Consider the following 11,800-nt stretch of genomic DNA (forward strand, 5'->3'; position numbering starts at 1 on the left):
ATCACGTCCTGGTGGCGGTGGCGACGAGCTGTGGCGCAGGTTCCTCGACGGGGCTTTCGGCGCGGGTGCGCAGGGAGATCACCCCGAGGGCCGCGCCACGCAGGGCGCAGACGATGACCAGGGCGAAGAACAGGCCGAACGCGATGTGCACGTGCACCAGCAGCCCGTACACCGCCGCCGTGGCCACGCCGAACGCGACCTGGTTGGCGGGCTTGACCGGCGTCGTCCCCGGGTCGGTGATCATGTAGTTGGTGAACAGGATGAACGCGGTGCCGGTCATGACGGTCAGCGCGGTCACCGTGGCCGTGCCGTCGATGCCGGTCCTGATCACCGCCTGGGCGGCGAAGCCGATGACCCAGCCGAGGATGAGCGGGATCTTCTTGGTGAGCATGGCGTTGATGACCGTGCCGGAGACCAGGATGAACGCGGGCACCACCCAATCGAGCGGCCCGCTGATCCACTCGGTGAAGTGATACGGCGGCGCGATGCTCACCCACGGGAACACGATCAGCACCACGGCGATGCCGAAGTTCGACGGGTTGAGCACGTGCCGGAGCTTGCCCTTGACCCGGACCCGGATCAGGTACTTTGAGGCGATCGCGACGATCACCGCGAAGATCACCGGGGCGATGCGGTCGTTGGCGTACAGGAGCATCGCGCAGGCCAGCGCGGTGATGTGGGCCGGCAGCAGGAACGTGGCCAGCCCCTTGAAGCCGTTGCCGCGGAACTTGGGCGTCCGCCCGGTCGCCGTGGCGTCCAGCCACTCCAGCCCGATCTCCAGGATGTACGCCGCAACCAGCGCCGCCAGCGGCGTGACGTAGGCCTGTTCGAAGCCGAGCACCGCGTGGCCGAGGATGTTGAAGGCCGTGATCGAGATCGCGAACCGGCGCAGTGCGATGACGCGGGGGTCTTTCATCGGGTCTCCTTGACGGTTCCGTCGTTGCCGAGCAGGACCGTGTGCCATCCAGAGGTCAGCCGCAGGTCGGAGCTGTGCCGGACCCCGCAGCCGTCGCGCCACGTGACGGTGGCGTCGGCGCCCGGGCCGGACAGGGCGAACAGCAACTCGGGGGACGAGACCCCGGCGTGTCCGGCGGCCGGGTACACCTGGCCGGTGGTCACCCCGGCCGCGCCGGAACGCAGCCGCACCGAGGCGCCGATCGCCGGCGTCGGGGTGGCGGCGCCCTGGCAGGTGGCCGGGCGGGTCAGTGTCAGCCCGAGGTAGGGCAGGTCGGTGGTCCTGGTGTTGCGGTAGAAGTGCGACTGCCGCCACTGGTTGCCGACGGCGTAGTCCAGCCGGCCGTCGTGGTCGACGTCGGCCAGCGCGATACCGCGGGTGGGGCCGCCGTCGTCCAGGCCGAGCCGTCCGCCCAGGTCGTGGAAGCGGCCGTCCGCGCCGCGGACGAAGAACCGGTCGGGGTCGCTTCCCGACAGGTCGTCGGTGATCTGGAAGCGTGGCCACAGGTCCGGATTCACCAGTAGGGCGTCGTTGGTCATGGCCAGTTCCTGCAGTTCCGGCCAGCGGTTGGTCTCGCCCTTGATGAAGCCGGTCGCCTGGACGATCTGTAGGTCGCCCGTCCCGGCGAAGTCGCCCATCTTCACGTCCCAGCCCCAGCCGGAGCGGGAGATCCCGATCTGTTCGCTGTGGTCGTCGTAGGAGGCGGTGCCCTCGGCCTTGAAGGCGACGCCGTCGGCGCTGAGCCAGGCGAAGTTGCTCTCGTGCAGGCCGTAGTCCTGGGTGATGTTGCTGACCACCATGTCGGGCACCTCGTCGGCGTTGAGGTCGCCGAAGGCGACGCCCATGCCCTTGAAAGAGTCCCAGCCGAGGGCCTTGGACTTCGGGGTGGTGAAGTGCCGTACCCCTTCCATCAGCTCGAAGCGCGGCGCGCCGGGCGTGGAGATGTTGCGGAGCAGGCGGTCGGGGCCGAAGTCGTTGGCGACGTACAGGTCGGGCCGGCCGTCGGAGTCGAGGTCCTGGGCGCCCATCGCCAGGGTCCAGCCGTCGCCCATCTCGGCGTCGAAGGCGCCGGCGGCCTCGGCGAAGCGGCCCCCGCCTTGGGCGAGGAGGATCCGGTTGCGTCCGGCGTTGTAGGCCCTGGACATCGAGTCCTGCATCTGGATCCCGAACTGGACGGCGATCGGGTCGAGGATCCGGGCGTTGTCGGGGAAGTAGTTGCCGATCGCCACGTCGGTCCGGCCGTCGCCGTCGAAGTCGGCCAGCGACACCGCGTTGGTGTTCCAGATCTCGTACGGCGTGACCATCTCCCTCGGCGTGAATCCGGTGCCGGAGTTCAGGTGCAGGATCGGGCTGCGGCCCCAGAAGTAGACGAGCAGGTCGGTTCGACCGTCCTCGTTGTAGTCGCCGGGCACGCAGCCCATCGGCGCCATCGCCGTGGTGTACGGCAGCGCGCCCGCCGTCAAGGGACGGGCGGGGTATCTGTCGCCCGTGCCCGGAACGGGCAGCAGGCGGACCGAGTCGTCGCGGGCGTCGACCAGGCAGGCGTCGTCGGGGCGCCCGTTGGCGTCCACGTCGGCCAGCGCGACCGCGCCGCCCAGCGACGAGATCCAGTGGTCGATCTTCTTGTAGGCCGGTGCGACGACGCGGATGGAGCGTTCCGTCGCCGCGCCGTTCAGCGGGAGCCGTTGGAAGGAGAAGCCCTTGGCCAGGGCATCGGCCGTCGCGGGTGCGGCGGCCGGTGGCCGGGCAACCTGCCATCCGGCCAGAACCAGGACGACCGCCAGGATCTGCACCAGGCGTCTTCTGATCGGGGACGTCACCGTGTCACCTCTCCCAGGGTGGAGGCCCAGGCGTCGCGGACACCGGCCCGCCAGGCTTCGTAGGTTTCGGGGGTGTCGGGGCGGCCGTCGAGCGCGGCCAGTGCGTCGTCGGTCCACCGCGCGGCCGCCAGCACGTCGGCGCCGGTGAGGATCTTCACCGCTGCGGCGGTCTCGTCGGTGACCACTCCCGACAGCAGATGGGCCTTGGCCGCGAACGCCGCCCCTTGCGCGAGCGCGACGGCGTAGCCGTCACCGGCCACGACCAGGCGGTTCAGCGCTTCTGGGGACTGCGCCCCGGTGTAGGCGGCCGCCAGGCCGATGCCCGCCCACAGGTCGGCACGGCGGTCTTCAGGAAGGCCGTCGATCACCTCGGTGACGCGGGCGGGTTCGGCTCCGGCGTAGAACCACAGCGCCCGCCCCGCGCCCTGATCGCGGATCGGGCGGCAGTCCGCCGGTACGCGGGCCTCGATCCAGCCGTTGCCGAACACCTTCACCGGGTGGAAGAACGCCTGGTGGAAACCCCAGCCGTCCCAGGCCAGCCAGCGCAGCACCGGCGGCCCGAACCGCACTCCGCGCCAGGGCCGCAGGCGCAGGCGTGCGTAGGCCCACCCGGCGCCGACCAGCAGCAGGTGGACGTAGCGCCCGCCGGTCACCCGGTCGAGTTCGCGGATCCGGCGTCCGCCGCTGAGGGTGACCAGGTCGAGGATGACGGCGCTCATCGCGGCGCCTTCGTAGGCGAAGCCGCGGATCCGCGGGCTCAGCCTTTCGATGTTGAGTTCGGCTGGATCGCGGGAGAGGATCCCGTTGTACCCGGAGGCGAAGGCGGCGACCACCGAATTGAGTACCGGCCGGACCGCCGGGTCGGCGAGCCGGAACCCGCGCGCGCCGAGATCAAGCTCTTCGGGCCGGAGGGTGAGCGGTCGGCGGAGTGCGGATCTCACAGGAGAATGCGACGTTGCCACAGAAGGCAACAAATAACATCGCGAAAAGGGGTGTCAACGGACGATTCGGCAGAAAGTCTGCGACGTGCGAAAACAAATTCTAAAAGGATCTATTGAATAGCTTGACGGCGAATCAGCCGTTGACCTGCGCCTCGAATCGGCTCAGAATGAATGCCCAGCCAGAGCGGTGTGCCAGGTAGGACTCCATGAGCAGCGGGGTGAGGTTCTCCCAGCCCTTGTGGGTCATCTCCACCCGTGTCAGGGCGGGCCCCAGGGGTTTGAATAGCAACTCGACCTCGGTGAGCGTGGGCGTTTTGACTACCTCCCACGTGAACGACACGAGATTTGGCGGATCCCACCGGAGAATGTGACCCCAGTCGCGTTCCTGGCCATCGTCGAGAATTTCGTAAATGCGTCCGCCCACGTGCTCTTCGAGACGCACGTCGCGCACCCGTCCGGGTTCGATGGCGATCGCCTCGACGGGCCACCAGGTGGCCAGTTTCCGCGTGAAGGTGCTGAACGTCCGCGACTGGTCGGCCTCGACGTTGACCGCGTGACGGATGGGTTCGACGTTGGTCTCGGTCGGGCTGGTCATCAGCGCTACCCCTGCTTGCGGCGGACGGACAGGGGCAAGTCTGCCAGACGGATCAGCCCGCCACGTGTTCATCGCGCAACCCGTCGTGACCTTCGACGGAGTCGCGGGCGCGCGCCATGCTCTCGCGCCACAACGACTCGACGGCCTCACGGAGTTGGGCCAGCGCCCCTTCACTGGCCCGGTAGATCCGCTTGGTCCCATCACGCCGCTCCAGAACCAGACCCGCGTCCTTGAGGATCTGCAGGTGCTGGGAGACGGCCGAACGGGTCACCTCGAAATGCTCGGCGATGCGGCCGGCGGGGAGTTCTTCTGTGGCGACCAGACGCAGGATCGCCCGCCTGCGGGGCTCGGCTATCGCCCGCAGCAGCTCGTCCACGTCACCATTCATGAAGTTCGATCCTAGCCCAGGGGGCGAAACCCCTGAATGATTACGAGAGTAGGCACCACCTTTCGTAAGCGTCAACTTTCACAACGAGGTCAGGCGCCGTCGGACGGCGGAGTGCTCCCGCTCACGTACCGGAGTCACAGGGGTCACCGGTAACTGGCGGCGAGGTTTGGGGCGGCCTGAGGCCAGCGGGAAGCGCTGCAGGCGCCATTCGAGCATGCCCTCCTCAAGTCGGCGAGCACACCGGCCGTGCGACTTGAGCAGCCACAACGCCTCTCGGGCGAGCAGGCAGTGGGAGCTGCGGCAGTAGACGACGACCTCGGCGCCGGTGGGGAGTTCCCCCACCCGGGTGCGCAGTTCTTCGATGGGCATGGAGATCGCGCCCGGGATGTGGGCGGCGAGATACTCAACTGCCGGACGGACGTCGATCAACAGGGTCCGGCCGTCCCCTCGGCGGCGCAGCAGTTCCTCACGGGTGATCGTGGCATCGGAGGCGGCCACCCGCAGGGGCACCACCCGGGGAGTCTCCGCTTCCGGTGCCCGCCTGCGGCTCACCTGGCGCAGATTGGCGTACAGGGTGGCGACGTCGTCGCCGGCGAGGCGGTAGTAGATGCGGGTGCCGTCCCGGCGGCTGCACACCAGCCCCGCGTCCCGCAGCACCTTCAGTTGGGCGGAGGTGTTGCCGATCGGCACCCCCGCCGCGGTCGCCAGGTCCTCGACGTTCCGCTCGGCCTGCGAGAGCAGGTCGAGCAGGTGGAGCCGGACGGGATTCGCCAGCGCCTTGGCGACTCGGGCGAACTCGGCGAGCACCGTGGTCACGTTGTCGGTGGTCATGTCTACCTTGCCTTTCCCGTCATGTGCTGGGGATGACCAGTTATGCGTTCCAGCGCTTGAGCCAGTTGCCTTCCTGATCGGCCTTCTCCTCGTGGAACAGGGGCGAGGGGGCGAACAGGGTCACCTCGGGCGCGGGTTCGCACAGGAAGTCCCCGTCGCCCTTCGCGGAGATCCGGTCGCCAAGCTCGATGTAGCAGGAACCCCGCCCGTCGAACCACGGCTCGGGGGCCTCGTATCCGAGGTGCCGGGCGACGCCGTCGGCCACGACGTCGGCCGCGCCCTCGGCGAAGACCGCCGCCTTGGGCAGCGGCTTGCCGTTCGGCAGGATGAGTGCGCTGGCGTCGCCGATCGCCCAGACGCCTGGAGTGGTGCCGGCGAAGGTGCGCGGGGCGACGGGGAGCCACCCGCCCAGCGCGGCCGGCGGCCGGTGCGGCGGCACCACGGCCAGCAGGTCGTACGTCTCCTTGACGCCGCCCGCGAAGAGGAGTTCGCCGGGGCTCACCGACTCGATCGCGTGCTGCCCGTGAAAACCGATGCCCGACTGGGTGAGCATGCCGACCAGCGCCTGGCCGACGGCCGGACCGGCGACGGGCATCGGCAGCGGGTCGGGGGTGAACACGTCGATGCCCACCTGGTCGCGTACCCCCGTCTCGGTCAGCAGGTCGGCGGCGAGCAGGGCGCCTTCGAACGGCGCGGCCGGACACTTGAAGGGCACCCCCGCGACCAGCACGGCCAACCGGCCGCGCCGTAACGCGGTCAGCTTCTCCCGCATCGCGGCGGCCCCGTCGAGGGTGTAGAACTCTCCGGCCCGGCCGCTCTCCAGCTCCTCGGCCAGTCCCGGTATGGCTCCCGCGTCGAGGTCGGCGCCCAGTGCGACCACCAGCGCATCACAGTCGAGCACTCCGGAGTCGGTGTGCACGCGGCGAGCATCCAGGTCGACGCGTTCGACCGTGGCCCTGACCATCTCGACGCCGGGCAGGGATTCGGGGGTGGGCCTGACCCGGACCCGCTCGGGACTGCGCCAGCCGCGCATGACCCAGAGCAGCGACAGGCCCAGGACTCCGTCGAAGGAACGATCTACCAGCAGGATGCGGTCGGCTTCTGGCAGCCGTTCACGGAGGGCTTCGGCGACGGTGAGGCCGCCCGCTCCGGCTCCCAGGACGACAACGGTGTTGGTCATGGTGTGCTCCCGTCGAATCGAATCGATCTTTTCGGTGCGGCTCTGACCAGTCGATTTACGAGACAGAGGCCCCGCGGAAAGATATACTTCTCCATGCATCCATTAATCCATTGCTCATTGGAGGATTATATGGTCAGAGACAGCGAGAGAAAAGCCTCCCTTTTCGACCAGATAGCCCGGGTCGGTAAAGCCCTCGGCCATGGCAAGCGCCTGGAGCTTCTCGACCTGCTCGCCCAGCGAGAGCAGAGCGTGGAAGCCCTCGCACACACCGCGGGCATGGGGGTGACGAGCACCTCGGCGCACCTGCAGACCCTCCGCCACGGCGGCCTGGTCGCCACCCGGCGCGACGGCCAGCGGGTCCTCTACCGCCTGGCGGGCGACGATGTGGTCGAGCTGTATGCCCGTTTGCGGTCCGTCGCCGCCACCCGGCTGGCCGACGTACAGGTCGCCGTGGTCGCCTATCTGGGAGAGCAGACCGAGGAGGTGACCCGCGATGAGCTGCTACGACGTGCCGAGACCGGTCGCGTCACGATCCTCGACGTCCGCCCGCAGGGCGAGTACGACGCGGGCCACATCCCCGGCGCCCTGTGCATCCCCATCGACGATCTGCCCGAGCGCCTCAGCGAGCTACCGCCCGACGCGGAGGTGGTCGCCTACTGCCGGGGCGCCTATTGCGTCTTCGCCCCGAAGGCGGTGCGCATCCTGAATGCCCACGGCATTCCAGCGGCACGACTGAACGAGGGAATGCTCGAGTGGCAGGTCGCCGGACTCCCCGTTGAAAAGGAGGAGTCAAACATTCAAAAGGATACGTGAATTACGGGACGAGAAGGCCGGCGTGTCGCGGTCGGCGGGGGATCCCGTTTTCACGAGCTTTCCGGCCGGGCCATAAATCTCACATGAAGTTCCTCGTATGCAGGGCCGACAATTCGGCTGCCTCGTCGTGGGGGAAACCGAGGCGCACCAGCCGGTGCTGCCGGCCCTCGTCCATCTCCGCCTGGAGTTGCTGCACCGCGGCGTAGCCACGTCTGATACCCGCAGGGGTCCACTCCCCCGCCGCCAGCACGACCAGGGAGTCGAAGACGTCCTGGTTCAGCCCGGCGCTGGAAATGAGTGTCTCGTGCCGCTGCTCGATCGCCCCGCGCAACCGGCCCAGCAGGGTGCGATCGAGGGTGCCCTGGTGCTGAAGGTGGGCGACGCCGAAGGCGACATGGCGGGCCTCGTCCTGGCGGGCCATGCGGGCGACCTGCCGGGTCACCGGATCGGGCGCGTTGCGGTCGATGAAGGTCAGCAGGTTGAGGAAACTGCCCTCGCCGAGGACCGACAGCAGGAACGACGCCATCGAGAAGTCCGGTTCCCGCAGCAGTGTCGCCAGGGACTCCCGGCCGCTGACCGAGGAGGTGCCCATCTCGCCGCCCGTCAGCAACGCCCGCCGGGTGAAGACCTCGACGTGGCGGGCCTCGTCGGCGGCCTGCACCGCCAGCAGTTGCAGCACCTCGCGGAAGTGCGGGTGGATGCGGGCCAGCAGCCGGGCCGGGACCACCAGCGCGGCCTGCTCGTTCTCCACCAGGAACGTCATGACCTGCACGACCGCGCGCTCGATCTCCGGCGCCAGGTCGACCGGGGCATCCCACGCGATGGCCGTGGCCGGATCCCACTGGGAGGCCGCCGCGTTGGCGTACAACGTGGGAGCGAGGTCGGCCCAGACGAGTTCCCTGGACGCGAGGTCGGCGGCGATCGGCGGTCCGCCCGATTCGACGAGCGCGCCCCGGGCTGCCAAACCCCAGTGAGCCGGGGGCCTGTCGACGATACCGTGCGGCGAGGGCTCGCCGGCGCGTTCGGCGTGCACCCACCGATCGAGGTCGGCGCGACCTCGGGTGACCCAGACCCGGATGCCGTCGTCGTTTTCGTCCACACGGCGGGTGAGGTGCCCCTTCGCCCGGCACCACACCTCCACATGCATGACCAGCGCCGGATCGAGCCCCGCAACGCCCAGTTCCTCACCCGGCCGCAGCGGGCCGAGTGCCCGCTGCAGCAGGATGTGGGCGCCCTGTTCGAAACTCAGATCGCCCAGGTCGAGCATCATGGCCGGTAGTCGGCGGCGGTGACGGCGCCGGCCGCGTCGTAGAAACCGGTCTCGTCGACGGCCTTCTCCAATGCCGGGTAACCGCTGGTACGACCCGGCTCCCAGCGGGTCAGCCCCTCCAGGTCGAACAGCGGCCTGACCTTCGGGTCGGTGTACGACATCGACAGCAGCAGTTCGGCGAAGTCCGTCCTCGCCTTGTCGGACACGGTCTCGCCGACGGTCATGTTGCAGTGGTCGAACGGCTCCGTCTGGCCGATGACCCGAGTCGACCCCGCGGGCAGAGTGCCCTCTTTGCCGAACAGCAGGTGATTGGAGTCGATCATGCACGCTGCGGCGACGGTGCCCGACACCAGCGCGCGGGCGGCGTCCCGCTCGCCGCCGATGTGGTCGCCGTGCAGCCCGACACCCACGTCGAAGCGCTGGACATCTACCTGCACACCCTGGGAGGTCAGATAGGACAGCGGCAGCAGCGTGGCCTGCGGCGAGTCGACCGCCCCGACCGCGACGGTCTCGCCCTTCAGGTCGGCCACATCCTTGAAGGGAGAATCGGCCTGTACGACGATCAGCGACCTCAGATCGCGATCGGTGTCCCGCATGACGAGCGGTGTGAGCATGCGCCCGCGAGCCTCCGCGAGGCGGCGGCTGCGGATCCACGCCAGCGGCGAGTTCCACGCCGCGTCGATCCGGCCCTCGGCCAGGTCTTCGGCCTGGCGCTCGTAATGGGAGTACAGCACGAAGTCGAACGGCAGCCCGTTGTCGTTCAGCCAAGATCGGAACCCACCCCAGATGGTGACCACCTTGGGGTCGTAGGCCACCGCACCCATGAGAAGAGTCATCGCCCGCGCCTTCCTAGAACAGCGGCAGGCCGAGCGTGGCCCGTCCGACGAAGTCGTGCAGGGCCTCGGTCGTCGGGGCCATCACCCGCGCGGCGAGCGAGTCGCGGAACAGCCGCTCCACCCCGGCGGACTTGCGGAAGGCCGACCCGCCGCAGACGCGCATCACGCCGTCGGCGACCTCCGCCGCCGCTTCACCGGCGACGGCCTTGACCTGCAGCACCCGCAGCGTGGCGTCGGCGCGTCCAGCGCCGAGCGCGGCCAGGGTGTCATCGCGGAAGGTGCGCACCGTGTCGGTGCGGGTGCGCAGCTGCGCGAACTTGGCGCGCTGCATCGGCTGTTCGGCCAGCGACTGTCCGAGGTGGTCGAGCCGGGCGCTGACGAGGTGGTCGTGGGCCTTGGCGACCAGCGCCTCCATCAGCCCCAGCGAGAACGAGGCGCTCAGCACCAGGAAGAACGGCAGCGCCGAGGCCAGCGCCTGGTTGAGCCCTTCGCCGTCGACGCCGAGCATGGACGAGCGCGGAATCGTGATGCCCTGGCCTTTGATGGGGTTGGAGGCGTTGCCGCGTAACCCGAACCCGTCGAAGGGTCCGCCGACGTCGAGCCCGGCGGTGTCGGCGGGCACCAGCCAGATGGTCATCGGCCCCTCGGCCGCCAATGGCCGACTCGACCATACGTAGCTGTCGGCCTCACCGGCGGCGGTCACCCAGCTCTTGTCGGAGTCGAGCCGCACATCGTCGCCTTCTGCCTGGGCCGTGCTCAGCGGCGCCCAGAAGTGGCTGCGGGAACCCGTCTCAGAGAAGGCCAGCGTGGTCAGATGTCCGTTCCCGGCGATCGCCGCCCGGGTGGCGCGGTCGCCATGGACCTCGACGAGAGCCGTGGCGGAGTAGTGCATCAGCAGCACCATCGCGGTCGACCCGCACACCCCCGCCACCTTCTCGATCACCTCGGCGGCGGCCTTCATATCCTCCCCCTGGCCACCGACCTCTTTGGCACTGATCAGTCCGAGCAGCCCGGCCTTGGCCAGGGCGTCGATGCTCGCCCTCGGGAAGGCCCCGGAACGGTCCGTTTCGGCGGCCTGAGGGGCGATGGTGTCTTGTGTGACGGCATCCAGGGCGGCGTGATCGATGGGCATGACCATTCACCACTTTCGATATGCGCGAAAAGAGTCAACAATCTCGCGCGAAATTGCGAGTCGGCAGGGTCGAGCCTACGCAAAGTGAGCGTTAGCGTCAACTGTCGGAAGTGTCATAGCAGGTCAGGTGAGCAGCATGAATATTTTTCACCTTCACCTGGAAATTCTAAAAGAATTTAGATTTCACAGATAGTCGGCTCCCGGAGGAGATGACATACCAACTCGAACACCGTCACATCCTCTCAACCCCGTACCCTGTAAGTACCATTCGCCTCTTCCATCCACTGCGACAGCAGACCCAGCATCCTGGACGTGAGACACAGGCAGATAAAACAGCACCCCACTGCTGCACAACCAAAGGAAAACAGGGCCTTCCGCCGACAAACCCGCAGGTGAACAAGCATCGGCCCCGCGCACGCGGGGGTGTTCCCCCGGGCGTGCCGCACGCGCACGCGCTGCCCGAGTCGGCCCCGCGCACGCGGGGGTGTTCCCATCCAGTCCGTTTCCATCGGGTAGGTGTAGGAGTCGGCCCCGCGCAGGCGGGGGTGTTCCGATCGGCCGCTACTACGAGCGGCGCACCCTGGGGTCGGCCCCGCGCAGGCGGGGGTGTTCCCCTGGACGAGGTCCTGTCCCAGCCCGGACGGGTCGTCGGCCCCGCGCAGGCAGGAGTGTTCCTACTTCCGCCATCGCTCCGCGGTCATGTCCGCAGGCGGGGGTGCTTCAATCGGGAATCGAGCTTGACCTGTGGAAGCGATCGGCGCCGGGCAGGCAAGAATGGTCCTGAAGAACACGACGACATCGGCTGCGTCGTCCAGTGCCCGCCCAGGCGGGGATATTTCGCTTTCGATGGCATGAGCCTCGTGCGCATGCTGGTCGGCCCGTGCAAGCGGGGTTACGGGAACAGTCCGAGAGTTTCATCCGGCGGTTCGGTGGCCACCAAGTAGGGGCGTTCCTCCAAGGCCAGGTAGTTAAGGTTTCTGAGCTGCTGGCAAGAGCGTTGCGGAGATCGGGTCGGCGGTGTAGACGCCTGGTTTGATCT

The 11,800-nt window shown here is 68.5% G+C and carries 11 protein-coding genes and 1 CRISPR repeat array; of the genes, 1 reads left to right on the forward strand and 10 read right to left on the reverse strand.

What is annotated here, in order from left to right; all coding sequences use genetic code 11:
• Position 1: 1 nt before the first annotated feature.
• From ACZ6S0_RS36915 to ACZ6S0_RS36945, 7 genes are all read right to left on the reverse strand, one after another.
• Positions 2 to 916, reverse strand: coding sequence for an enediyne biosynthesis protein (locus ACZ6S0_RS36915; protein WP_465923953.1), 915 nt, complete (start codon positions 914 to 916; stop codon positions 2 to 4).
• A complete protein-coding gene (locus ACZ6S0_RS36920; protein WP_465923954.1) occupies positions 913 to 2,775 on the reverse strand; it encodes an FG-GAP repeat domain-containing protein in 1,863 nt (620 codons plus the stop codon). Before ACZ6S0_RS36920 ends, ACZ6S0_RS36915 begins: the two co-directional genes overlap by 4 nt.
• Entirely contained in the window at positions 2,772 to 3,716 is a 945-nt protein-coding gene (locus ACZ6S0_RS36925) for a DUF1702 family protein (protein WP_465923955.1), read from the reverse strand. Before ACZ6S0_RS36925 ends, ACZ6S0_RS36920 begins: the two co-directional genes overlap by 4 nt.
• Before the next feature lie 133 nt (positions 3,717 to 3,849).
• Positions 3,850 to 4,311 carry an SRPBCC domain-containing protein gene (locus ACZ6S0_RS36930; RefSeq protein ID WP_465923956.1) on the reverse strand — a complete coding sequence of 154 codons (462 nt, stop codon included), beginning with the start codon at positions 4,309 to 4,311 and terminating at the stop codon, positions 3,850 to 3,852.
• 52 nt (positions 4,312 to 4,363) lie between these two features.
• Positions 4,364 to 4,699 (reverse strand): ArsR/SmtB family transcription factor, encoded by a 336-nt coding sequence (locus ACZ6S0_RS36935; protein ID WP_465923957.1) that lies wholly within the window; start codon positions 4,697 to 4,699, stop codon positions 4,364 to 4,366.
• Positions 4,700 to 4,777: 78 nt separating this feature from the next.
• Positions 4,778 to 5,530 carry an ArsR/SmtB family transcription factor gene (locus ACZ6S0_RS36940; RefSeq protein ID WP_465923958.1) on the reverse strand — a complete coding sequence of 251 codons (753 nt, stop codon included), beginning with the start codon at positions 5,528 to 5,530 and terminating at the stop codon, positions 4,778 to 4,780.
• A 40-nt stretch (positions 5,531 to 5,570) separates the two neighbouring features.
• Positions 5,571 to 6,710 carry an NAD(P)/FAD-dependent oxidoreductase gene (locus ACZ6S0_RS36945; RefSeq protein WP_465923959.1) on the reverse strand — a complete coding sequence of 380 codons (1,140 nt, stop codon included), beginning with the start codon at positions 6,708 to 6,710 and terminating at the stop codon, positions 5,571 to 5,573.
• A gap of 129 nt (positions 6,711 to 6,839) precedes the next feature.
• On the opposite strand from ACZ6S0_RS36945, the gene ACZ6S0_RS36950 reads away from it, so the two are divergent.
• A complete protein-coding gene (locus ACZ6S0_RS36950; protein ID WP_465923960.1) occupies positions 6,840 to 7,523 on the forward strand; it encodes an ArsR/SmtB family transcription factor in 684 nt (227 codons plus the stop codon).
• 79 nt (positions 7,524 to 7,602) lie between these two features.
• Here the strand turns inward: ACZ6S0_RS36950 and ACZ6S0_RS36955 are convergent, their stop codons facing one another.
• Genes ACZ6S0_RS36955 through ACZ6S0_RS36965 form a run of 3 tightly spaced genes read right to left on the reverse strand, consistent with a single transcriptional unit; the run spans position 7,603 to position 10,761 of the window.
• Positions 7,603 to 8,793 carry a hypothetical protein gene (locus ACZ6S0_RS36955; RefSeq protein WP_465923961.1) on the reverse strand — a complete coding sequence of 397 codons (1,191 nt, stop codon included), beginning with the start codon at positions 8,791 to 8,793 and terminating at the stop codon, positions 7,603 to 7,605.
• Complete coding sequence (locus ACZ6S0_RS36960) at positions 8,790 to 9,629, reverse strand: phosphate/phosphite/phosphonate ABC transporter substrate-binding protein (RefSeq protein ID WP_465923962.1); 840 nt, start codon at positions 9,627 to 9,629, stop codon at positions 8,790 to 8,792. Before ACZ6S0_RS36960 ends, ACZ6S0_RS36955 begins: the two co-directional genes overlap by 4 nt.
• A gap of 13 nt (positions 9,630 to 9,642) precedes the next feature.
• Complete coding sequence (locus ACZ6S0_RS36965; protein WP_465923963.1) at positions 9,643 to 10,761, reverse strand: acyl-CoA dehydrogenase family protein; 1,119 nt, start codon at positions 10,759 to 10,761, stop codon at positions 9,643 to 9,645.
• 402 nt (positions 10,762 to 11,163) lie between these two features.
• Positions 11,164 to 11,436: a CRISPR direct-repeat array (repeat unit 28 nt; unit sequence GTCGGCCCCGCGCAGGCGGGGGTGTTCC).
• The last annotated feature ends 364 nt before the right edge of the window (positions 11,437 to 11,800 follow it).

This window comes from Nonomuraea sp. NPDC051298 (assembly GCF_055586305.1).